The 22,604-nt window shown below is 68.3% G+C and carries 23 protein-coding genes; 4 read left to right on the top strand and 19 right to left on the bottom strand.

The window, feature by feature from the left end:
- Nucleotides 1-17: 17 nt before the first annotated feature.
- The 12 genes from H629_RS0104555 to H629_RS13965 form a co-directional block, all read right to left on the bottom strand.
- Nucleotides 18-290 (bottom strand): DUF6112 family protein, encoded by a 273-nt coding sequence (locus tag H629_RS0104555; protein ID WP_017883881.1) that lies wholly within the window; start codon nt 288-290, stop codon nt 18-20.
- 83 nt (nt 291-373) lie between these two features.
- Nucleotides 374-640 carry a DUF6112 family protein gene (locus H629_RS0104550; protein ID WP_024356150.1) on the bottom strand — a complete coding sequence of 89 codons (267 nt, stop codon included), beginning with the start codon at nt 638-640 and terminating at the stop codon, nt 374-376.
- Complete coding sequence (locus H629_RS0104545) at nt 637-1,806, bottom strand: M23 family metallopeptidase (RefSeq protein WP_024356149.1); 1,170 nt, start codon at nt 1,804-1,806, stop codon at nt 637-639. Before H629_RS0104545 ends, H629_RS0104550 begins: the two co-directional genes overlap by 4 nt.
- Before the next feature lie 16 nt (nt 1,807-1,822).
- On the bottom strand, nt 1,823-2,485 hold the full coding sequence (locus H629_RS0104540; RefSeq protein ID WP_024356148.1) for a hypothetical protein: 663 nt from the start codon (nt 2,483-2,485) through the stop codon (nt 1,823-1,825).
- An 87-nt stretch (nt 2,486-2,572) separates the two neighbouring features.
- Nucleotides 2,573-3,676, bottom strand: a complete 1,104-nt coding sequence (locus tag H629_RS0104535) for a ParB N-terminal domain-containing protein (protein ID WP_017883877.1) — start codon at nt 3,674-3,676, stop codon at nt 2,573-2,575.
- Nucleotides 3,663-4,541: a hypothetical protein gene (locus H629_RS0104530; protein ID WP_024356147.1), complete on the bottom strand. Its 879-nt coding sequence runs from the start codon at nt 4,539-4,541 to the stop codon at nt 3,663-3,665. Before H629_RS0104530 ends, H629_RS0104535 begins: the two co-directional genes overlap by 14 nt.
- Nucleotides 4,542-4,634: 93 nt before the next feature.
- Nucleotides 4,635-5,111: a hypothetical protein gene (locus H629_RS0104525; RefSeq protein ID WP_024356146.1), complete on the bottom strand. Its 477-nt coding sequence runs from the start codon at nt 5,109-5,111 to the stop codon at nt 4,635-4,637.
- Entirely contained in the window at nt 5,084-5,944 is an 861-nt protein-coding gene (locus H629_RS0104520; protein ID WP_200115068.1) for a DUF2637 domain-containing protein, read from the bottom strand. Before H629_RS0104520 ends, H629_RS0104525 begins: the two co-directional genes overlap by 28 nt.
- Before the next feature lie 2 nt (nt 5,945-5,946).
- Nucleotides 5,947-6,852, bottom strand: a complete 906-nt coding sequence (locus H629_RS0104515; RefSeq protein WP_029746569.1) for a bifunctional DNA primase/polymerase — start codon at nt 6,850-6,852, stop codon at nt 5,947-5,949.
- Nucleotides 6,852-7,958: an ArdC-like ssDNA-binding domain-containing protein gene (locus H629_RS0104510; protein WP_017883872.1), complete on the bottom strand. Its 1,107-nt coding sequence runs from the start codon at nt 7,956-7,958 to the stop codon at nt 6,852-6,854. The genes H629_RS0104515 and H629_RS0104510 overlap by 1 nt, the downstream gene beginning before the upstream one ends.
- Nucleotides 7,959-8,190: 232 nt before the next feature.
- Nucleotides 8,191-9,138: a helix-turn-helix domain-containing protein gene (locus H629_RS0104505; RefSeq protein WP_051137809.1), complete on the bottom strand. Its 948-nt coding sequence runs from the start codon at nt 9,136-9,138 to the stop codon at nt 8,191-8,193.
- A gap of 379 nt (nt 9,139-9,517) precedes the next feature.
- Nucleotides 9,518-10,300: a DNA cytosine methyltransferase gene (locus H629_RS13965; RefSeq protein ID WP_017883870.1), complete on the bottom strand. Its 783-nt coding sequence runs from the start codon at nt 10,298-10,300 to the stop codon at nt 9,518-9,520.
- Nucleotides 10,301-10,634: 334 nt separating this feature from the next.
- On the opposite strand from H629_RS13965, the gene H629_RS14445 reads away from it, so the two are divergent.
- Complete coding sequence (locus H629_RS14445; protein ID WP_017883869.1) at nt 10,635-11,078, top strand: hypothetical protein; 444 nt, start codon at nt 10,635-10,637, stop codon at nt 11,076-11,078.
- A 342-nt stretch (nt 11,079-11,420) separates the two neighbouring features.
- Here the strand turns inward: H629_RS14445 and H629_RS0104490 are convergent, their stop codons facing one another.
- The 3 genes from H629_RS0104490 to H629_RS0104480 all read right to left on the bottom strand — a co-directional run bounded on the left by H629_RS0104490 (nt 11,421) and on the right by H629_RS0104480 (nt 15,740).
- Entirely contained in the window at nt 11,421-13,610 is a 2,190-nt protein-coding gene (locus tag H629_RS0104490) for a heavy metal translocating P-type ATPase (protein ID WP_076623916.1), read from the bottom strand.
- A 105-nt stretch (nt 13,611-13,715) separates the two neighbouring features.
- Nucleotides 13,716-13,985, bottom strand: a complete 270-nt coding sequence (locus H629_RS0104485; protein WP_017883867.1) for a YHS domain-containing protein — start codon at nt 13,983-13,985, stop codon at nt 13,716-13,718.
- A 180-nt stretch (nt 13,986-14,165) separates the two neighbouring features.
- Nucleotides 14,166-15,740: an MFS transporter gene (locus H629_RS0104480; RefSeq protein WP_024356143.1), complete on the bottom strand. Its 1,575-nt coding sequence runs from the start codon at nt 15,738-15,740 to the stop codon at nt 14,166-14,168.
- Between the two features lie 162 nt (nt 15,741-15,902).
- On the opposite strand from H629_RS0104480, the gene H629_RS0104475 reads away from it, so the two are divergent.
- Nucleotides 15,903-16,541, top strand: a complete 639-nt coding sequence (locus tag H629_RS0104475) for a TetR/AcrR family transcriptional regulator (protein ID WP_024356142.1) — start codon at nt 15,903-15,905, stop codon at nt 16,539-16,541.
- 27 nt (nt 16,542-16,568) lie between these two features.
- Here the strand turns inward: H629_RS0104475 and H629_RS0104470 are convergent, their stop codons facing one another.
- From H629_RS0104470 to H629_RS0104450, 4 genes are all read right to left on the bottom strand, one after another.
- Nucleotides 16,569-16,817, bottom strand: coding sequence for a hypothetical protein (locus H629_RS0104470; protein WP_017882575.1), 249 nt, complete (start codon nt 16,815-16,817; stop codon nt 16,569-16,571).
- A gap of 30 nt (nt 16,818-16,847) precedes the next feature.
- Nucleotides 16,848-18,353: a multicopper oxidase family protein gene (locus H629_RS0104465; protein WP_017882576.1), complete on the bottom strand. Its 1,506-nt coding sequence runs from the start codon at nt 18,351-18,353 to the stop codon at nt 16,848-16,850.
- 44 nt (nt 18,354-18,397) lie between these two features.
- The gene (locus tag H629_RS15545; RefSeq protein ID WP_238560272.1) at nt 18,398-19,162 is read right to left on the bottom strand and encodes a M23 family metallopeptidase; all 765 of its coding nucleotides are present in this window, start codon (nt 19,160-19,162) and stop codon (nt 18,398-18,400) included.
- 432 nt (nt 19,163-19,594) lie between these two features.
- Nucleotides 19,595-20,053, bottom strand: a complete 459-nt coding sequence (locus H629_RS0104450) for a DUF6153 family protein (protein WP_152424142.1) — start codon at nt 20,051-20,053, stop codon at nt 19,595-19,597.
- Nucleotides 20,054-20,841: 788 nt separating this feature from the next.
- Between H629_RS0104450 and H629_RS0104445 the strand changes: the two genes are divergently transcribed.
- A complete protein-coding gene (locus H629_RS0104445) occupies nt 20,842-21,450 on the top strand; it encodes a DUF305 domain-containing protein (RefSeq protein ID WP_024356141.1) in 609 nt (202 codons plus the stop codon).
- A gap of 141 nt (nt 21,451-21,591) precedes the next feature.
- Nucleotides 21,592-22,473 (top strand): sialidase family protein, encoded by an 882-nt coding sequence (locus H629_RS0104440; protein ID WP_024356140.1) that lies wholly within the window; start codon nt 21,592-21,594, stop codon nt 22,471-22,473.
- Nucleotides 22,474-22,604: the final 131 nt, after the last annotated feature.

Raw genomic sequence — 22,604 nt, 5'->3', positions numbered from 1 at the left:
CCTGAACCACCACCCGGCTAGTTGACGGCCTGGCCGACGGTCCAGAAGAAGTTGATGAGCGTGACGGCCGCACCAGCGAGCACCGCCGCACCGCACGACACGAGCACGCCCGTCTTTCCCCTCGACGCGAGGTGCGGGTTGCTGCTATTCGCGCCGAAGCCCCAGACGATCGCGGACACGATGAGCGCCAGCACGCTGAGGATGAGGCCGACGGTCATCACCGCGCCGACGATGTCGCGCAGTTGCGCGATCCCCGGAAGCCCGTTGCTGTTCGGGTCGATATCGATCATGGTTGGGCACTCCTGCCGGTCGGTGAAGCGGACGCGATCCGTCCGACAAGCAGGTGCACTCAGCAGGCCCGGTGGCCGAGCCCTTAGATGCGGTCGCCGATGGTGAGGAGAAAGTTCGCCCAGGCGATGCCGGCGCCGGCGAGGGCTGCGGTGCCGAGGGCGACGAACACGCCGACGCGGGCTTTCTGCGCCGTGTAGGGGTTCCCGGTGTGGGAGGCGATGGCCCAGATGGTTGCAGAGACGAGGAGGGTGAGCACGGCGCCGATGAGGACGTAGGTGAGGAGCGCGCCGATCACCGACGCGAACTCCCCGGATGCGCCGACGGCGCCGAAGTCGGGAAACACGTTCACCGGGCACCTCCAAGGTTCGCGCGACACCCGGGCGCGCCCGTCGTGCCGTCACTCGGGACCGCGCCGTGCTGCGCCAGCCACTCGACTGCGTTCACCGGGGGCTGGGCCTGCCCGCCGGGGCGGATCTCGACGTGCAGGTGCGGGCCGGTCGAGCGGCCGGAGGAGCCGACATCGCCGATGTGCTGCCCGGCCGCGACGGTCTCCCCGCTGGTGACGTAGATGCCGTCCTGCCACATGTGCGCGTAATAGGACGCGACCCGGGCGCCTTGGACGGTGTGTTCGATGACGATGAGGCCGCCCCATCCGGAGCTGAACTCCGCGACGGTCACGCGGCCGTCGGCGACCGCGTAGATCGGGGTGCCGTCGGCGGCGGCGAGGTCGGAGCCGGAGTGAAACTGCCGCTCGCCGGTGAAGGGGTCGGTGCGCCAGCCGAAGCTATCCGTGTTCGTGTAGGAGCCCTCGGGAAGCGGGAACACGACGCGGCTGGTCTCCGGCACCGCCCCGCCACGGTTCCCGCCGCCGCTGGGGGCGGGCTTGGTGAGGGCGGTGAGGATCGCTTCGGCGACGGGCTGCCAGTTCCGGTACCGATCCGGGAACGCCGACACTTCGACGGCTTGCGCGGCGGAGCCTGGGTCCATCTGCTGCCAGCCGGGAATGTCGAGCAGGCCCCGCGGCGAGGGGAAGTTCGGGCCCTGCTCACCACCGTAGAACGCCTTCGCCTGATAGGTCGGGTTCATAAGCTCAGCGACCGTACCCCAGCCCGCGGCCGGCCGCATCTGGAACAACCCCAGGCTGTCGTGATCGGAGGCGTCGCCGTCGTTCGGGTAGTTCCCGGATTCGGGGTAGGCGCCGGTGTTGGCGAGCATCCGCAGCCGGGACTCGGTGAGCGCCGCCATGAGCGCGATGCGCACACCCGCCTGGCCGACGCCGGGGATGCTCGCCCCGGTGGTGATGATCGTCGCCGCGTGGGTGAGCTGCCGCTTCTCGAGCGTAACCGAGGTGCCATCGGCAGTGGTCGCGGCGAGCTTGTCCGGGATCGGGCCGACCGTCAGGGAATCCGTGAGGCAGAACCCTAACGGGCCCATGAACGCTCCCATGCCGACCAGCGCGGTCGACGGTCCGACGCAGAACAGCACCAAGAACAGGACGAGCAGCTTCTTCACCATCACCGAGCCGTCCTCGCTATCGGAGCGGGGTGTCGAGAGCGGAGAGCCGCAGCAGCCGGCAGTCCTCGTCGTCCGGGCAGGCGGCGAAGATCGTGAACGACACCGGGCGCGCATCGGTAACGCCCTGCCCTTCCCAGACGCCGGTCCGGTGCCGGGTGCCGGTGACTGTGTACGCGGTCGCACCCGGCAGGAGCGTGCCGGGGCGGGCGTCGGCGGCGATGCCCGCCCAGCTCTCGGGAAAGGTGATCGTGTCGATGGTGAGCCATTGCCGGGTCGAGTAGTTCCGCAGTTCGGCCCAGGCGGCATCGTCTGGGAGGTAGGCGCGGAGGTCTGCGGCGAGGCCTGGTGCTTCGTCCGGGTCCGCGACATCGATGATCGCCTGCATGTACTCGTGCGGGCTGTAGCCGAGGCCGGTATCCCACGCGAACAGCCCCTCGGCTACGTCCCGCGCAAACCGTTCCGCGTCTGAGACGGCCGGGAGCTCGCGCGGCGAGAGATCCCGGTCAGCACCAGGCGTCTCGGACGCCGAGACGCGGGGGCCGGGTGATGATTCGGGGGCGGGGCCGCGCAGCAGGCCATAGATGCCGGCGCCGACGAGCAGGGCGAGGACGATGCCGCCGCCGATGAGGGCGATGCGCAGGCGCCGCGACGCCTGCTCCGGCTCGGTGGTCTGACGCATACGGGCTTCCTTCCGGCGAACGGGCGAGTTCGGTACCCGGAAGGTGCACACGCACAGCCGGCGGCTCGTAGCCGCCGGCAGGCAGGTTTAGACGGCCTGCACCTCCGTGCTGCCCGCCGCAGCGTTTTCGCGGGCGGCGCGGATGAGGGCGAAGAACGCGATGGTCTCGGCGAGCACGGCTTCGGCGCGCTCCCACTCCGCCCCGGTCAGTTCCGCGGCGAGGGTGCCCGGGTCGTATTTCTGGGTCCAGCCGTCCATGTCGGCCCAGAGCGCGACGAACGCGCGCGGCGGCAGCACCACGAGCGTCAGCTTCGGACGCTCCACCGGCCGTACCGGCTTCTTGCCCTTCTTGCGACCCGTGGAGGTGATGCGGGCGATCGCCGCAGCGGCGAGCTGCGCGAGCTCCGCCGTCCGTGCCTCCCTGGCGGCTGCGGCACGCACTTGCTCGGCAGAGGCGGCGGCCTGCATGCGCACGGGGTCCGGCTGGGCGGGGTTGACGGCGATCCGGTCGAGCTCGTGCAGGGAGAGGGCGGTGTTCATGCGCAGGTGCGCGCCGTGCACTTTCCCGCCGGCCTCGATCCGCGCCAGCTCCTCGACGGCCTGGGCGCGGATGTGCTCGGGTCGGGTGTCGTCGTTTGCGAGATCCTTCAATCTGCCGATTTGTTCGAGCATCGTCTGCGATCCGTGCCCGGTGACCATGCGGGCGGCCTGCACCCGGGCTTCCCCGGCGGAGCGCGGTGCCGTCGATTCGACGGCACCGTGGACTTCCGCAGAATCCTGCGGATTCTCGCCGTCGGCTCCGAACCGTGTTGCGGCCTGCCGGCGGGCGGCGTCTTCGGCGAGCACGACCTTCAGCTCCCGGTAGAGGGATTCGGCTTCGATCAGGGAGAGGGGTTTGTGCAGCGAGTTGTCGTTCTGTTCCGCGAGGAGCTGGGAGAGGCGGCCGGAGAGGTTCGACCGCACCCACACGTTCGTGGAGCGCTGCCCGAGCAGGCGCAGCGCTTCGAGGCGGCGGCGCCCGCAGACGAGCACCCCGTCCGGGGTGACGGTGATCGGCTGCAACAGGCCCTCTGCACGGATGGACTCGGCGAGCGCCGGAATGTCGCCGAGGTCGGTGCGGTGGCGCTTCCCGACGGTGATGGAGTCGAGGGAGCGTTCCAGCTCGATATGCCCCGGGCTACTGGCAGCCATGGCAGCCACCTCCGTCTGGGGTGGACAGCACCACCTCCGACAGCACCCGGTCGTCGGCGAGGAGCGCGCGGAGGGGTTCGCCGGTGACCAGGCGGTGCAGGATGCCGCGTGCGGCGCTGGTGTGCGCCTGGTTCGGGTCCGGCGTCCCCAGCGCCACCCGCAGCATCGCAAGCCACGAGGCGGCGGGGATGTCGAGGAGGGCGCGGGCGTGGTAGTCGCGGCGCAGCGACTCGAACGCGGAAGCCCGCGACGCTGATTCTGCGAGCCGGGTGATGATGTACTCGATCCCGCCCCGTGCAGCCTCGACCGGCCAGCCGAGCAGATGGAACAGCGCGACCGCGTCTTCGACGGCCTGCCCCACCCGGGCGGGGGTCTCGTCGTGCTCGGGTTCCTCGATGAGGTCGGGGGCGGGGATTGTGAGGCTGTGGTGGTAGTCGGTCAGCGGGTTCTCCCGGTCCGAGAAGCGCTCTGCGTCGTGGTGGGTGGAGAACTTCGGTCGCCGCGCCTGATGCACGGAGCACAGCAGCCCGTTCGCGCGTTCCTCGGCGATGCAGGTCACTTTCACTGCGCGGGTGATGACGGCCCAGGGGTCGTCGGCGCGCCTCACGGCGCCGGTGCGCATCGCGTCGAACGCCGCGGCGGCCGCTTCCCACGGGTCGAGGCCGTGCCGGCGCGCGAGCGCGGCGTACTTGTCGGCCGCGTGCCGCATGAGGGCTGCGACTTCGGGGTCGTGCCGCCACGCCCATCGGCCTTCCTCGTGCAGGCGGATCAGCAGGGCGCGGAGCCCTTCGGAATGCTCGAACCCCCACCGCGCATCCCGTTCGGGACGTGCGGCAGGGGTGCTCTTCGTGCGGGTCTGGTTCATGATGACGGCACCTCCTACATGGCAGGTGCGCCCCGCGTGCCTGGGGCCGGGAAGGTCCTGCGCGAACCGGGCTGCTGACTCGTGCATGGCGGATCACCTCAGCCCCATCCCCGAACGCGCGGGCTCCGGTCGTGTCTGGCGTCTGCGGCCCCGGATCGACAGATCGGGCAATCGCGATGCCCGCTCACTCCGGACCGCACGCTGTTCGGCGCGGTCCTGCTTGCGGTCGGCGCGGGCGTCGCGGAGGCGCTGGGCGAGCTCGGCCCGCAGATCGAGCCCCCACCCGGTCGCGCGGGCGCCGCCCTGCATCGCCAGCTCGGTCGGCCGCACCCACCGAATCTGCGTCCGCCGCTTCGCCTCAGCATCCGGCTCGGCTTCTACCGTGTCGCGCTCGGCGCGGTCGCTCCCGGTCAGGGAGGGGTCGCGGTGTACGGCGAGCATCGACCGCTCCGCCTCCACCTGCTCAGGCCCGCCCGGCGAGGTTCGTTCGGCGTTCATCGCCGCAGCGAGCGCGGGATGCAGACGCGACCGCGCCGCCTCCGCTACTTCGGGGCCGTGTTCGTGGTACATGACGGGTCCTCCTCGTCTCTGGGGTCATCTGCAGCCGTCGCGGCTGCTGCATCGGTCGTTGGCATAGCGATGACTGGCTGTTCGGTGCCGGGCTCGGCTTCCGGCGTGGGGCTGGGTTGCGGGAGCCAGCGGCCGACGGTCGAGGGGTGCACGTCGAGGTAGCGGGCGATCTTCTTGTTCGACCAGCCGCCCGCCCGCAGCACCTCCGCCACCTCACGCCGCGACCACCCATCCCGCCCCTGCTCTGGCATCGGCGGATCACCCGCTTCGGCGCCGGGCTCCGCATCGGGCGCCAGCACCGCAGCGAGCACCGGCGCTCGGAGCGCCGGTTCCAGCGACGCCACCGGCACCGGCCCGCCCGGCCGCTCCGCGGCCTCGACGTGCAGTTCCGCGGCTTCCTCAGCAGCCGTCTCAGGGGCCGGTTTGGGTTGGTGGCGGGTGAGGATCACGGTGAGGTGCGTGATCGCGAGCAGCACCAGCGGTGGCACTGCCGCAACCGACGCCGCGAGCACCGCAGGCACATCCGCATCGGCGGCGACGATCGCGTGGATCGAGTTCGCCGTCACCGACAACCCAGCTCCAGCGATGAGCAGCATCCAGGGGTACCAGGCGGTGCGGGTGCCGGCGAGCGCGACGACGGCGACGGTCGCAACGACGATGACGCCGTCCACGATCAGCGGCCACGCCCACGCCTGCCCCTCCTCGATCCCGGAGCGGCGGGCGAGATCGGCCAGCGCAATGAAGGAAAGCCAGAACGCCCCGCACGCGATCAACACCGTCCCCGCCACCGCCGTCACCACGGCGAGCCAGCCACCCCGGCGCTCCCTCCTCATGTTCATGCGAGCACCCGCCCTCGATCAACTGGGGCACGCTGCGCAACCGGGCGCGCCGTGGCAGGTGCGGGTGCTGCCGGGGTGGTGTTCGGAGTGCGGTAGGCGGAGCGGATCGTGCGCTCGATCTCCCGCGGCGGCAAGCCAATCCCTTCCGCAACCGGCCCGAGCGCCTGAAACGCTTCCGCCAATGTGGCGCCGTTCTCCGCGAGGCGGCACGACGCCCAGAACAGGCCCTGGTTCCGTTCGCCTTCGCCTTGCCCTTCCAGCCATGCCGCGATCCGCTTCGCCCGCTCCTCCACAGTGCCGCGGAACGGGCGCGCCTCCCACGACGACCGCACGGGCCTCGGGTCCAGAAACTCCCGCAGCGCGCCCGCGTCGACGGGATGCACGTCGCCAGTGGCGAGGTCGAGGAGCTGATACGCGACCGTCTCGCCGTCGATGATCGTTCTCGACGGCGGGGCGACGATGTAACCAGCGGTGCCTCGGAAATCGAGCTGCGCCGCCCCCGACGCCCACGACCGCTGCTCGATGGCGGCTGCCGGATAATAGGCGTGCAACCCGCCCGACGGGGTGACGACCTGCACCGCCCACCCATCGAGCAGGCCCGCCTCGGTGGCCTGCTGCCAAGAGGCGGGACCGCGCGGCGGGTCGCCCTTCACATCGACATCGACAACCTCGATCCCCGAGATGGGGCCGGTCGGGATGCCGATGTTCGCATCCGGCCACCGCCGCCACCACGCCTCAACCTGCGCGGGATCGGTGCTGGCATCCTTGAAACCATGCGCGACGAGCGGCCGCTTCTCACCCGGCACACAAGGAAACACCGGCACCCCCAGCGAAACATAGTGGCGGGCGGCGTCCGCGAGACTCATGCGGGCGACCGGCGCGAGGAGCTGTTCGACGTCCATCACAGCCCCCGCACCAGCGACGAGGAACGCGCCGACCGTGCCGCAGCTGGCTTCCGCGCGGACGAGCGGGCCGACGGCTTACGCTCGACCTGCTTCGCCGCCGAGACTTCGGGACCCTCGCGGGTGAGGCCCGGCGGGGTGCCGTCGCCAAGCTGTTCGGTGTCGAGCCGATCCAGGATCTCGACGGCGACCTTCCGCACCCGCTCCGCGGTCGCCTGCACCACCTGGATCGGGTTCTTCCCGTCGGCGGCCATCGCCCACCCCGACACATACGGGATCGTGAAGGCGGTCGTGTCCATCCCGTGCGCGGCCCCGACCATGAGCGCGACGGACTCGGCTTCGACTTCGCCGATCCCGCGATGCTGGCGGGCTTCCTCCTGGTCGGGGCCGTGCATCTTCACGTGCGCGAGCTCGTGCACGAGGGTCTTCACCTGGGCGGCATCGTCCATATTCGTCCGCACCGCCACCTGCCGAGTGTCGAAGTTCGTGCTGCCGTTCGCGCCGTGGATCATGCCCTCGTGCGGCACCGGCAAGAACTGGAACCCAGCCTCGGCAACCTGCCGGATCAGCCCATCACGAAGCCCCGCCGGGGCCTCGCCTTCGAGAAGCTGCGGCGAAGGCGGGAGCGGCACATCCGGGCCGCTGGTTTGAGAGATGTCGAAGACGTAGGCGACTTTCGCGCCGATCATCCGCGACCTGACGACCTCGCCCGGCTTCGGCTGCTCTTTCGGGGCGAGCTTGCGCCACGACATCGGACCAGCAGGAGTCTTCGACGCGAACTTCCCGGTCACCGGCGCGAGAATCGCGTACCCCTTCTGCCCCTTCTGAACCTGGCGGCCGAGCTGCTCCCACTGCCGGAACCCGGCCACGTACGTCGGCATCGGCTCGGGCACCCGGCCGGCTTCCCAGGCGGCCTGATGCTGGGCGAAGATCAGCCACGAGTTGTTCACGCTGCGGGACCGGAACTTCGCCGCAAACGTCAGCGCCTGCTTCCAGTCTTCACCGGTGACCAGCTTCTCGACCTGCGCGTTCAGCTGCTCGCGCACCTCGTCGAGCTTCGCCTCCCGCGCGGCGCGCGCCTCTTCGGGGGTTCTCCTCGCAGCCATGACCGCCTCCTCTCGTCATCGGGGCGGCCCGAGAACGGGGTGCCCGTGCAAGCGAGGTACGCCGGGGATGCCGGCGGCGGGTCGAGACGGTCAGCGAACAGTAAGAGGTAGGTTGGCCGTCAGGACCCAACGGCACCTGACGTAGGACTACCGATAGCAGCCCATGAGAGATTCGTTCCCGCGGTCGGGCGAACTGCGTCCATTCCCTGCGCAGAGAATGTCTAAATGCTGGTCACAACGATTTTTCTTGCATCGCCCGGTACCGGCCCGGAGTGAGACCAGTGCATTCCCGAAAAGCCGTCGCAGCACGATTCCGACTCACCCACCCAACCAGGTTGCCGGCCTCGGCAATCGACACTCCAGACTCACGAAGGAGCCGCGCCATCTCCTCAACACGGAGCATCGTGAGATATGCCAGCGGCGTCTTCCCGTAAGCGTTCGTGAACACTCGGACGAGTTGCTTTTCGGAAAGGTGTACCGCTCCTGATAGTTCCGAGAGCAACCATGCACGGCGCACATCAGAGGCCAGGAGCTCTCGCACAGCACGGGCCTCGGCCCGCAGCGGTGCGAACCGCCGCCCACGCGGGACCGACGGGCGCGTGCGCGCCCGCTGAGCCGGAAGAGTGCGAGTCGGCGAGACGTGGATGAACGGGGACACCTGGTCGATCACCGCGTGCCAGAGCGCCTGCATCCGGTGGAATCGTTCCCGGTACTGCCCGTCGACGCTGAGCGCGACCAACTCATCAAGCCACGGCATCAGCATCCCGATCCGATCCTCACCAAGCCCCATCAACTGTGCGGGCTCGGTGTAGATCGTGTCCGCGACACTCTGCGACGCGAAGCGATCCTTGACGATATCGATGTACTGCCAGAAGAACTGATCCAGGATGAAATCGAGATCGAGATAGATCACCGTGACGGTGACGTGGCCCTCGGGTTGCGCGCCGCAGAGCACGTTCGCGCCGAGCAGCAGCACGTCACCGACCTTCGCGTGCTTCTCCCCAAACTCGCTGTAAACGATTGCCGATCCGTCGCGCACGGTGGCGAGCTTTACGCAGTTATAGGTCTCGGGGCCGACTGGTCGGTGAAAGGTGCGGGTGCGGGCGAGCAGTGGCTGGTAGCCACCAGTAGCCACCAGGTCCTGATTCGCCAGCGAAAGCCGATCGTTCCCGCTACTCATCGCTGACGCGCTCATGGTGAGCCCGGCCAGATCAGAGAGCGGGCTCCCCATGAGCGCGTCAGAGGACTTGAGCGGGACACCTGGCTTCCTTCCGTCGAATTACTCCCATTGTCGCAGGAGGGCTTCGAGAGCCGCGGCCGCTTGGAGCGGGAGCACGCCGTTGCCGAGCGCGGTTATCTGTTGGTTCGCGGTCAGTACGTAAGCCGGGCCCGTAACCCAGCCCCGTTCAAGTCCCATCAGCCATTCGAGGAACGCCGGGGCCGGTCTCGGTCCGCCGGACTCATGAAGGAGTGCCGGGCTCGGAGCCGCACTCCCTGTGATGTACTCCCATCGGGCTATGGCGTCGGCGTATCGTCCCCAGCGGTGAAGATGCCATCTATCAGCGACCACAGACTCTCCGACTCGTTCCGACATTCGGTCGAGCCATTCGGCCCGTGCAAGGCGAGGTCGATGACCTGATGAGAGAGCGCGATTGTTCCCGCTCTCCCCGCCGCGGGAAGCGTCCGAGGCGAGCGGCGTGCGAAAGAGAATCGGCGCGATGCGCGAGAACGAAGACGCGGAACCGGGGATGCGGTGCGCCGATGAGGGAAGCGGGTAGGCCGATCCAGCGCGCGTCGTACCGGAGGTCGGCCAGGTCTCCGAGTACGGCGCCGAGCGCCCGGAGAGGTCGAGCTGGCTCGTCTCCCACACCCCAGAGGCCGGGTTCCAGATCGCGAAGGGTTGCGGGGTCAGGGGTTGCATCGGAGACTCCTTCGGGGGTTGCACGAACGGCGGATGCGGAGAGCAGACCGCGCACGTTCTCGATCACGACGTACTCGGGGCGCAACCGGTCGATCGCGTCGGCCATGTGCGACCAGAGCCCGGAGCGGGTGCCAGGTGTGAGGCCGGCCATCTTCCCGACAGTCGAGACATCCTGACAGGGGAACCCGCCGCAGAGGATATCCACCGGCGGCACGTCCGCCCAGTTGATCGTGGTGATGTCGCCGAGGTTCGGCGCGTCCGGCCAGTGGTGCGCGAAGACGCGCTGCACGGGACTGATCTCGGAGAACCAGACCGTCTGCGCGTGGAGGGCATGTTCGACGGCGAGGTCGAGACCGCCGTAGCCGGAGAACAACGACCCGACGCGGAGAAGCGCGGCGCTTGGGGCGGGGTCTTCTCGCATCGGGGCTCCCGGTGATCGGTGCTCCCGGCCCGCACGCCCAGTGCTGCCGGATGGTCACCTCTCAGGTGCACCCCGCGCCCACCTCGAACGCTCGGAACTCTCACTCGCAAGTTCCGTCGCCGACGCACGCCAGCCTGACCTCGCCGAGGCGCAGGCGATCAGCTCGTCGTACGTCTCGTTCCTGACCTTCCACGCGTCTTGCATCTGCGGTTTGACGCGTGCATCACTCGCCTCAGAAGTCACACGCTGCTCGCGCCGATCTGCTCGTTGCGCCGTAGCTGTCTACGCGCACCTTCTTCCTGACCGAGACTCCACGGAGGAAGGGACGCGCGCCATGAGCACGGGAGCACCGAGGTACCAGCCAGCCCAGTTCGAGGCGTCGGGGTGGGAGTCGGGCACGCCGGAGCGCAAGGCCCGGTTCGTGAACTCGCTGCTGCGGTTCATCGCTGCTGACTTCCCGCGTGAGCGCTTCACCCGATCCCTGTACGGCGGGTTTTCCACTCACGGCTGCTTCGGGTTCATCGCGCACTACAACCTCGACGGCTTCTACGAAGCCCAGCTCTCCACCCCAGACCGACGCGCCCGCTTCCTCCACGACCTGCGCCAGGAATGCGAACGCGACGCCCGGCATGATCGGCCTGATCTATGGAGCGACGTGAAACGCGTGCTCGCCGAACGTCTGCAACCCCAGGAACTGCAGCCACCAGCCCGACGGCTGCCAGCACCTACGCGGCGGCACTCCTCGCCGAGCAGGCGCGACTGCCGGACGCTCTTCTGACCCGGCACCGGGGTTGCGTGAGGTTGCACAGTGCAACCTCACGCAACCCGATTGCACCTGCTTGTGGGGAGAGCGGAGCCGTTTGAGGCGATGGTTCAGTCGCTAGCGCGAGGGGACTTGAACTGACCTCGACCCCCTCGCGCCGCGAATCTCGGGCGAGCATTCTACTGTATGAAATCAACGATCTACGGCATCTAACCTGTGGATAACTCCACCGCGATACCCCGACCTACAGGCTGCTTAGCACTTTCGTTAGCACTTTTCGCAGCCCGAGCTAGGAGTCGTGCAAATTGCAGAGTAGCTAGCCACCGCATAGGCATGATGGGGAAGTTTCACGGGCTCTCAAGCTGAGCGATCCAGGATCCGGGCGGTGCTGGCCTCTGGGGTGAGGTCGAGCCTGCGGAGTAACTGCGCGTTGAGGGCGACGACGACGGTGGAGACGGACATGAGGATCGCCCCGATGCTCATCGGCAGTACGAAGCCGATCGGCGCGAGGACGCCCGCGGCCAGCGGCACGGAGACGAGGTTGTAGCCGGCCGCCCACCACAGGTTCTGCTTCATCTTCCGGTACGCCGCGCGGGAGAGCTCGATGACGGACAGCACCGACCGGGGATCGGAGGAGGCCAGGATCACACCCGCCGAGCCGATCGCCACGTCGGTGCCCGCCCCGATCGCGATGCCGACGTCGGCCTGGGCGAGTGCGGGAGCGTCGTTCACGCCGTCGCCGACCATGGCGACCCGGCGACCTTCGTGCTGCAGCTCGGCGACCTTGGCGGCCTTGTCCTCGGGGCGCACCCCGGCGAACACGCGGTCGATGCCGAGATCCCGCGCGACCGTCTCGGCGACGGCCCGCGCGTCGCCGGTGATCATCACGACCTGGACCCCGGCGGCGTGCAGCGCGTCGACGGCCTCGCGCGACTCGGGTCTGATCTCGTCGGCCAGCCGCAGGGCGCCGATGACCTTGCCGTCGGCGATCACGTGCAGGATGATCGCGCCCTCTTCGCGCCAGGTGTCGGCGACGGGGAGTTCGTCCGCCCCGTGCTGGTCGAGCAGGTACGGTCCGCCGACCTCGATGACGATTCCATCGACGGTCGCCTTGACGCCGACCGCCGGGGAGGATGAGAAGTCCGAGGCCACGGGCACGTCGAGCTCCCTGGCGCGCGCGGCGCCGACGATCGCGCGGGCGAGCGGGTGCTCGCTGTCGGCCTCCGCGGCGGCGGCCAGGGCCAGCACCTCGGCCTCGGTCCGGGTGTCGGCGGGATCGATGGCGGTCACCGTCGGCTCGCCCTTGGTGAGGGTGCCGGTCTTGTCGAACAGAATCGCATCCACGGTGCGCATAGACTCCAGCGCGAGGCGATCCTTGACGAGCACTCCGCCGCGGGCGGCGCGTTCGGTCGCGATGGACACCACCAGCGGGATCGCCAGGCCGAGCGCGTGCGGGCAGGCGATGACCAGCACGGTGATCGTGCGCACCACGGCGGCGTCGGGCAGCCCGACGAGCGACCAGATAGTGGCGGTGATTGCCGCCGCGCCCAGGGCGAACCAGAACAGCCACGCCGCCGCGGTGTCGGCGATCCGCTGCGCCCGGGACGAGGACGCCTGAGCGTCTGCGACGAGCTTCTGGATACCGGCGAGGGCGGTGTCGTCGCCGGTGGCGGTGACCTCGACGCGCAGGCCGGAGTCGGTGGCGACGGTGCCGGCGACCACCTGATCGCCGGTCTCCCGGCGCACCGTCTTCGACTCGCCGGTGACCATCGACTCGTCCATCGAGGCCGCCCCGTCGACGATCCTGCCATCAGCGGGTACCGAGGAACCCGGGCGCACGATCACCACGTCGCCGACGGCCAGATCAGCAGGAGCGACCTTTGCTACGTCGTTGCCGTCGATTTTCTCGGCCTCGTCGGGCAGCAGCGCGGCGAGCGAGTCGAGGGCGGAGGTGGTCTGCGCGAGCGAGCGCATCTCGATCCAGTGCCCCAGCAGCATGATGACAACCAGCAGCGCCAGCTCCCACCAGAAGTTCAGCTCGTGGTGCAGCATGCCGAGGCTCGCACCCCAGGAGGCGAGGAATGCGACGGTGATCGCCAGTGCGATGAGCAGCATCATGCCCGGCTTGCGGGAGCGGATCTCGCTCAGCCCGCCCGAGAGGAACGGCCTGCCGCCCCAGAGGTAGACGACCGTGCCCAGGATCGGCGACACCCACGGCACCCACGCGGCCTCGGGCAGCTGATAGCCGACGAGGTGGGCGAACATGTCGTTGCAGGCCACCACCGGCACGGCGAGCACGAGCATGATCCAGAACAAGCGCCGGAATTGCCCGACGTGATCCCCGTGTCCGGCATGCCCATGATCATGTCCGCCGTGTCCCTCGTGGTGCGCGTGGGCGTCGTGGTGATGGCTGGAAGGCTCGCCGTGACTCTGGTGGTGGTCGTGCGAGTGGTGACCGGAGTGGGTGTTCGGCTCGTCGTGGTGCGCGTGCTGAACGTCCACGTGCTCAGGATGCGCGTGCGATCGTGTCGAGGGATCGTTGCTCATGGTCTCGTCTCCTTCGTTCGTCACCCCAGCCCAGAGGCGAGACCGGGGCGAAGGTTCCGCGCTCCCGTGCACGTCCGCACGTCGGGAGCGCGGAACCAGATGCCGTCAGGCGGCGTAGGCGTAGCGGTCGGGGTCGGCGTCGAACAGGGGCCCGCAGGCCGCGCAGCAGAACCAGTACCGCTGCCCGTTGTGGTCGCGGTAGAGTCCGGCGGCCTCAGCGTCGGCCTTCACGACCGGGGTGCCGGCCATGACCTGGCACTCGGTCATCGCATCGGCCGGCGTCTGGGCGATGGTCTCCGCACTGGGCGTATGGTCGCAGCAGCTGCCACCCGTGGCGGAGGTGTCGGTGAGGTTGAGGTTCTCGTATGCAGTCATCAGGTAGATCTCTTCCTTTGGTTGATTACGGTTCGATCGGATACGGATCAGATCGCAAGTGAGCGCCCGGCGGCTTGTAGTTGCATGTATCTGCCACTCATTATGGTGACTCGCTCCCGCATTCTCGTGACAATCTTCTCGGGCTTTCGCTAGGACATGGCTCCTCCAACACAATACCCCTTAGGGGTATTCCTGGCTGGTGTGAAATTCCTCAGCGAGGCGCTGCGCTTGCCCGGTGGGACGGATGTGACGCAGGCGGGTAGCGGCGATGATCGCGGCCACCGCGGCGATGACCGCGGAGACGATCGCCGCCATGTTCAGGCCGCCGGAGAAGGCCGCCTGTGCGGCGGCGATCAGCTGTTCGCCCAGCGCGCCGGGCAGTTCCGCAGCGGCGGCGAGGGCGCCGTCGATGCTGTCCGACGCGGCGGCCGCGGCCTCCGGGGAGAGCCCGTCGGGCAGGGTGCCGTCGATCCGGTTGCGGTAGGCGGCGAGGCCGACGCTGCCGATGACGGCGACACCGAGCGAGATGCCCAGGTCGTTCGCCGTGGTCGCCAGCCCCGAGGCGCCGCCGGTCTTCTCCGGGGGCACCGAGCCCACCACGAGCTCGGTGGTCAGTGCCATCGAGGGGGCGACGCCGGGGTAGGTGATCACGAAGCTCGCGATCACCAGCGCCAGGCCTGTGCCGGCGTCGAGCTGGGTGAACAGGATGTAGCCGACGACCTGGGTGAGCAGGCCGATCCCGATCACGTTCCCGGGCCGGAACTTCCGTGCGAAGACCGGCGAGAGGGTCGAGACGACGATCAGCACCGCCGCCGCAGGCAGGATCGCCAGGCCCGCCTGCAAGGGCGAGAGGCCTTGCACCGTCTGGAGGTACTGGGTGAACAGCGAGTACACCCCACCCAGTGCCGCCGCCGAGAGCAGGAACACCGCCAGCGCACCGGAGACGGTGCGATTGGCGAACAGCCGCACGTCCAGCAGGGGCTGCTTGGCGCGCAGCTGCCGGAGCGTGAACCACAGCCCGATCAGCACGCCTGCGGCGAGCAGCCCGAGTGTGGGCCCGACGGGCTCTTGGGCGGCGAAGCGCTTGATGCTGTAGATGATCGCGAGCAGCCCGCCGACCAGCAGCAGGGCGCTGAACAGGTCGATCTTCGCCGACGGATCGCGGTGCTCGGGCACGAGGATTGGGGCGCCGATGGCGACGAGCGCCATGATTGGCACCGCGACGAGGAACGTCGCCTGCCAGCCAAACCCTTCCAGCAGCAGGCCGGACAGGAGTGGGCCGAGGGCGACGCCGGCGGAGATACCGCCCGCCCAGACCCCGATGGCGACGCCGCGCTGTTTCGCGTCGGCGAAGATCACGAAGATCAGTCCGATCGTTGCGGGCACCATCATCGCTGCGGCCAGTCCGAGGACGGCGCGCCAGACGATCATCAGCTCGGGGATCGTGGTCAGGGACGCCGCGATGGAGACGGCAGCGAACAGGGACGCGCCGATGACCATGAGCAGGCGCTTGCCCACCCGGTCGCCGAGCACGCCCATCGCGACGAGGAACCCGGCCATCACGAAGCCGTAGATGTCGAGAATCCACAGCAGCTGCGTGCTCGTCGGGTTCAGGTCCGCGGCGAGGTTCGGGGCTGCCAGGAACAGGATCGTCAGCATCATGAACAGCAGCGTCGAGGGGATCACCAGCACGGCGAGCCCCCACCACTGCCTCGCCCCGGCCTTCGGGGCCGCGGGGGTGCCGGGCGCGCTCATGTCGCACCCCCTCGGGGTGTGCGTGTCGTGGTCATGGTCGTGTGCTCCTCTCTGCCGGATCGCCGCCCGGGCGGGCGACCTCCCGCACAAGTCGTATATGTGTGTACGAGTTGCAACGAATACAATATCTCATACATTCCAGTACGACTTGTGAGGTAGAGCATGGCGACGAAGAACGCCCAGCCGACCGGCGGCGCTCGACGTGGCCCGGCGACAGTGAGCCGGGCGGCTAACCAGCGCGCCGACGCGCAGCGCAACCGGGTAAAGATTCTGGCCGCGACAGTGACCGCGATCCGCAAGAACCTCGACGCGTCGGTCGCCGACATCGCTGCTGAGGCGGGAGTGGGCCGGATGACCCTTTATGGGCATTTCCAGACTCGCGCAGAGCTCATTGAGGCCGCACTGGTAGACAGTCTGGAACGCGCCGAGGACGTGCTCAGTCAGATCCCGCTGGACGGCGACCCGCGTGCGGCCTTCCAGCGACTCATTGCCTCCAGCTGGATGTTCGTCGACCAATCCCGTGCCCTGCTGGCCGCGGCACAGAAGGAACTCTCCGCCGCCCGCATTCGCGAGCTGCACGAGAAGGCTGAGGCGCGCATGCGCGGACTGCTGCTGCGCGGACAGCGCGAAGGTGCCTTCCGCGCCGACTTGCCGGTGTCCTGGCTGCTGACCACCACGCACGTCGTTCTCAACGGTGCGGCCGAGGAGGTGCGCACGGGCCGGATCGACCCTGACGATGCGCCATGGTTCATCGACGCGATCTTGCTGCCGGCCTTCACCGCCCCGCCGTCGGCGAGATGACCTCGCCCGCGTATTGCAGGGGCGAGGTCAAGGGGCTTTGCGTCCGGCGAGGACGCCACCGCCGAGGAGGAACAGGGCGCCCATCGGGTAGCCGGCGACGAGGTCGACCCAGCCCTCGGGCTGGGCGGGGCCGAAGGTTTCGAGGTGCGCGAGCCAATGCACGATGAGGATCACCGCACCGAGCGCCAGGAGCAGTTGACCTAGGCGCACGAAGCGGCGGTGTCGGCGGTAGGCGGAATCGGGGCCGGGGACGCCGGCTGGCTGCTGAGATTTCATGAGGTTGTGTGCTTTCACGCTGTGGATGGGCTACTGCTGGTAGGCGATAGTCGCCATCATCCCGGCTTCGCCGTGGTAGAGGTTGTGGCAGTGGGTGAGCCACCGGCCAGGATTGTCGGCGTCGAACTCGAGGCGGAAGCTCTGGCCGGGAAGCACGATCGAGGTGTCCTTGCGAGGGCCGCCATCGGGGTGCTGGTAGGTGTGCCCGTGCAGATGCATGGGATGCCACATCGTGGTCGAGTTCGTGATGGTGAGCGCGACCCGCTCCCCTTCACTGATCGCGAGGGCGTCGCGGAGGGGGTCGTCCATGTCCAGGCGGGTGCCGTTGATCGCCCAGTCGTATTTCTCCATGGTGCCCGTGAGTTCCAGGGCGATCGTGCGATCCGCGCGCTTGGGGGCCAGCGCCACCTCCTCCGCGGCCGTCAGGTCGGCCGCGATCGTGGGGGTGCGGGCCTGCGAGAGGGTGGTGCCTGCCGGGGGCGGGGAGCCGGCCCCTGTGGAGAGGATCGCGAGGGCCTGGTCGACTTTGCCGAGCGCCTCGGCGACGACGGCGAACATGCCGTCGCCGGCGGTGAGGATCGCGTCGTAGCGTTCCCCCATCCCAATCACGATGCTCTCCGCCTCGTGCGGCGCGACTGGGTACCCGTCGGTGTGGGTGATCGTAAGCTGATGCCCGGTGACCCCGAAGCGGAAGGCTGTGTCGCCACCGGCATTGATGATCCTGAGCCGGATCCGTTCCCCGGGTTTCGCAGTAAAGGTTTCAGGATCGAGCTGGGGGCGTCCATTGATGAGGTAGAGCGGATAGTAGACGTCGCCCGCATCGCCGCCGAGGAGGTCGGAGGTAGCACCCATGAGGGTATTGCCCATCCGCATCGGCATGCCGCCATGATCCATTCCGCCCATCCCGCCCATGCCGCGGCTGAGCTCAGCGAATACGTCGTCGGGGGTGGCGTTGATGCCGTCGAGCCAGTCGTCGAGCACGATCACCCATTCCCGGTCGTAGTCGCCCCGCTCCCGGGGGTCGTCGATGATGAGCGGCGCGTATAGACCCCGGTCGAGCTGCGTGCCGACATGGGGGTGGAACCAGTAGGTGCCCGCGTGCGGCAACGCGAACTCATAGGTGAACGTGTCGCCAGCCGCGATGGCAGGCTGCGTGAGACCCGGCACCCCGTCCATGTCGTTGCGCAGAGCGAGGCCGTGCCAATGCACGGTCGTCGGATCGGGGAGGTCATTGGTGAGGGTGACACGGAGCAGATCGCCGACGTTGCCGCGGATCGGCTCCGCAGCCGTCACACCCCGGTATCCCCAGGTCTTGACGGTCTTCCCGCCGAGATCCAGGGTGACCGGCTCAGCAGAGAGCGTGCGTGTGACTGTCTGACCCGTGGTCAGTCGGCTCGCCTCGGCCGCATCGACCGCGTCCGCCGTGGGCGAGAGGAACGCAGAGCTCTGCCTCGGGGTGCAGGCGGCCAAGCCCATCGCGGCAAGCGTCAGCGTGCCGGCGGCGAGGAACTGGCGGCGATTCAAAGAGCCGGTCATCAGTGGTCTTCCCGTGGTCGAGGATGGTTTGTGCGGTGCGGGGGTCATTGCGCGTTCGCTTCGATGAAGGGGAGCGGGTCGATCGGCTCACCGTTCAAGCGCAGCGCGAGATGCAAATGCGCACCGAAAGACATACCGGTGTTGCCCACGCGCCCCGCCTCATCGCCGATACTCACCCGATCGCCGACCTGATAGGCATGGGACTCGCCCTCCATGTGGCAGTAGCGACTGGTGAGGTCTTGCCCGTCGACGAGATGCTGCACCTTGAGCGAGAACCCGCAGCCGTCGCTCGCCCAGCCCGCTTCCACGACTACCCCGTCGCCGATAATACGAATCGGGGTGCCGTTGGCGGCAGCGATGTCCTGGGCATCGTGGAACTGCGCCACGGGAGCAGTGCGATATCCGAAACCGTCGGTGAGGGGCATGGTCTGATCGAAGGGGTAGCGCAGCTTCGTATCCGTCAGCTGATCCGGATCGACGAGGCCCTGCTCGGTGTTCACGCGTCGCGGTGCGACGGGGGCGGCCTGAACTTCGACCGCACCGATCGCATTGAACGTCTCGGCGCCGATTGCGGCGGGCGCGCCGACGAGCTGCTGCGCGGGGAGCTCGGCGGCGGCCGCCGCGGACACTGGGGCGAACGGGGCGGGGAAGGCGACGGGGCTCATCATGCCAGCCACGCTCAGCACCGCCGTCGCGGTGGCCATGAGGCTGCGCCGTGCCCGCTGTTGGGGTGGGGTGCCGCCGCCAGTGCCGTCAGTGAGGAAGTCGAACGACGGCATAGGGGTGAGATAGATCTGCTGGCCGTTCACGCGAAGAGCCCTCCGATGACGTAGTAGTTGCCGATCGCGACCGCGATACTCAGGGCGAGGGTGCTGGGAATGAAGACGACGGGGTTCTTGAATGGGTTTCGACGGGTATGCATAACTGTTCCGTGAGTCGGTGGCCAGGGAAGCGAAGGGTTCGAAGCTGCGACAGGGAAGCCGCAGTCACTCGGGCGCATGAGCGACAGGCACACGCACCGGCGGGGTGGGCGTGATCGAACTGCGCGCCTTAGCGAGACGCTTGGAGGACGACGGCCGGGCAGCGACGCGCGCCAGGCACACGCTGCGTGCAGGCCCTCGGCCAGGGTCGGCGTCCGGCCCGGTTGATCCCGGAGAAGGCCGGGCGTCAGTCGATCAGCCGCACCGCTCGTCGCGGCTCAGTGCCGGGGTGCGCGGGCAGGCTCGTGCCGAGATCCTAGTTCAAGTGCGGCTGATCGACAGTGCGAACAACGACGGCGGACGGGCCGCCGGAGGCGCGGGAAGTGCGCGGTTCAGCCAGCCGGCGGACTGTGCGGCGGCGCGGGAGAGACGGAACAGGGCGGGCCTGAGCAGGAAGAGCACTCCGGTCAACAGGGCCAGCATGCACAGCATGAGCATGCTCAGGTGCCCGTGATCAGGAACTGTGCCGTGCGCGCAGCTCGCGTCACAGCCAGCGGACGCTCCGCTCACTGAGCCGTCTAAGGTTAGCGCGTCGGCCGCGCGTACTGTGTCGCTGGCGGTAGCTGTGCCCGCGGGCACGAGCGCGTCGCGCGCTGTAGCGTTGCCGGACAGGGAGTGCATCGCCACCAGGCCAAAGATGAGCATCAGCACGATCGCGAAGACCGTTCCGGCGCTCTGGATAAAGGGGCGCGTGGTCGCACGGTTCACCGCATCTCGCACACCAGCCCCTTTCGTTATGGTTTTGTTACCGTATCATGCTCGCCTGAGCCGTCGCCAGCTGCCCCTCACAGGCATGCCCTGCGATCCTCCTGGGGGTCGCGGCTCCCAGCCTGTGTCTCCCGGAATGCCCTAGCGTAGAACTAGGACGCTCCAGCGATCTGCGGGTGCGGTGCGCGGCAAAGGAGAGGAGGCGGCGATGCTGACCTGTGGTGGAACGCCGCACAGAGACTCGCCTCGCCGACGCCTAGTTTCCTTCAGTCTGCTCGCTCTGGTGCTGGCAGGAATCTTCGGTATGCATGTCCTGAGCAGCTCGGCCGGACACGGCGGCCACGACACGAGATCCCCCGTCGCGCTTATCACGAGCGATCACGAAGCCGCGGATGTCGGCATGGGCGGCAGCTTGGGCACGTTAGCGGGGGCGCACGCATCCGGCACAATGGCCGCACCGGATGTGGCACCGGGAGATGCGCAGTGTCCCAACTCGTGTGAAGATCCGGCGCCTGGTCATGCCGCTCTGATGGTGGGGTGTGTACTCGCTCTGTTGGCGGGCGTCGTGCTGCTACTCATTCCGCTCGTGCTGGAGCACTCCTGGCGCTCCCTCGTCCTCGCGATCCGCTCCCTGCCACTTGCGGGCACTGTGTTGCCGCGACCACGGCCGCCGTCTCTTCTCGTTCTGTCGATCAGTCGCACCTGATTCGCGCCCGCTCCGGCCTCGGCTGGAGCACGGCTGCGCCCTGCCCGGGGCGCGATTCTCTGACTTTGTTGACTGAATGAAAGGACGCATACTGATGCGTATTCGCACGCTTGCGCTGGCTTCGGCCGCGCTGTCCACCGCCCTCCTGCTGGCCGGCTGCTCCCCGAGCGGAACGTCGGACGGGATGGCCGGCATGGATCACGGATCCACCGCTTCTAAGACGCCGACTGAGTCCGCAGCGCAGTTCAATGCAGCCGACCAGATGTTCGTGACGATGATGATCCCGCACCACGAGCAGGCGATCGAGATGGCCGACATGCTGCTCGCCAAGGACGGCATCGACGAACGGGTGGTTGCCCTCGCGCAGCAGATCAAGGACGCCCAGGGGCCCGAGATCAAGACTATGCAGGCCTGGCTCGACAATTGGGGCGTCTCCGCCGATGATTCGTCGACGGGCGGCATGGATCACGGCGGCGGCATGATGTCGGAAGACAGTATGACCGCCTTCGAATCAGCCACCGGAACCGAGGCGACGCGCCTGTTCCTCGAAGGCATGATCGAGCACCACACCGGCGCGATCGAGATGGCCCAGTCCGCCCTCGATGGCGGCAAGAACCCGGACGTGCTCGAGCTTGCGCAGCAGGTCATCGACGACCAGAGCGCAGAGATCACCACGATGCAGGAGCTCCTGAACAGCCTCTGATTCCGGCCTTGACCCGGGTCCCCGCCCACGCAGGAGCGGGGACCCCGCCCGCATCCTCGCAGCTCGCACCGCTCCCCAGTGCCCCCTGCATCCTCTCCGTTGACCGGGCCGCCCGCCCGCGTCCCACAGAAAGATGATCCAATGCCCGCATCTCTCCTCTCCAGCACGCCCCGCCTGCGCGGGCGGCTGCTCGTCACCGCGGCGACGGCTGCCCTCGCCATCGTGCTGACCGGCTGCGCCGCTGTCGCTCCCGCTGCGCCAGCATCCTCGCCACCGCCAACCTTCGGCCATATTCATGCCGTGATCCCAGAAGCCGGGGGAACCCTCCTCGTCGGCACCCATACCGGCCTCTACCGCGTGGACGAGGACGGTGCAGTGGACGGCCCACTCGGCGACTACGACTTCGATCTAATGGGACTCACCGACACCCAAGGCGCGCTGATCGCTTCCGGGCACCCAGGCCTTGAAACCCCGACGGAGCTGGGCTCCCCGAATCTCGGCATTATCCGCAGCGACGACACCGGGAAGAAGTGGCACCCGGTCGCCTTCACCAACGATGAGGACTTCCACGTCCTCACTGCCAGCCCGGACGGTCAGCTCTACGGCATCGGATCAACCAGCCCCGCGCTGCGAGTCAGCAACGACCTGGGGACCACTTGGGAGTCCCGCACCGAGCTCGACGCCGTTGATCTCGCTGTAACCACAGATGGCACGATCTACGCGGCCACCCCTGAGGGCGTGCGCACCAGCACCGACGGCGGGGCATCGTTCACGCCACTCGGAGATGCGCCGCTGCAGTACCTGCTCGAAGCTGCCGGAGACACAGTCGTCGGGGTCGGCACCGACGGACAGATCTGGCAGCGAGTCGGTAAGGGCGAGTGGAAGGCAATCGGATCAGCGACGGGCACCGTCGAAGCATTGGGGCTCTCCCCGGCCGGAGACGTCATCCTCGTCGACGAACGCGGCATCGTTGCACTCGACGACGACGCCACGATCATCCTGCCCGCACTATCGAGCCCCTGACCGATATCGAAGGAGCCCTCACACCCTGAACCTCCAAGCCTCAGCGACTGCTTTCGCACCCCGGTCTCGCCACTCCGACACAGCCTCCTTAGCGCCACATGTGATACCCCTGTTCTGCTGTATACACATAG

The organism is Leucobacter chironomi DSM 19883, assembly GCF_000421845.1.
GTDB classification, from domain to species: domain Bacteria; phylum Actinomycetota; class Actinomycetes; order Actinomycetales; family Microbacteriaceae; genus Leucobacter; species Leucobacter chironomi.
This window is presented reverse-complemented; position numbering and strand designations above follow the sequence as displayed.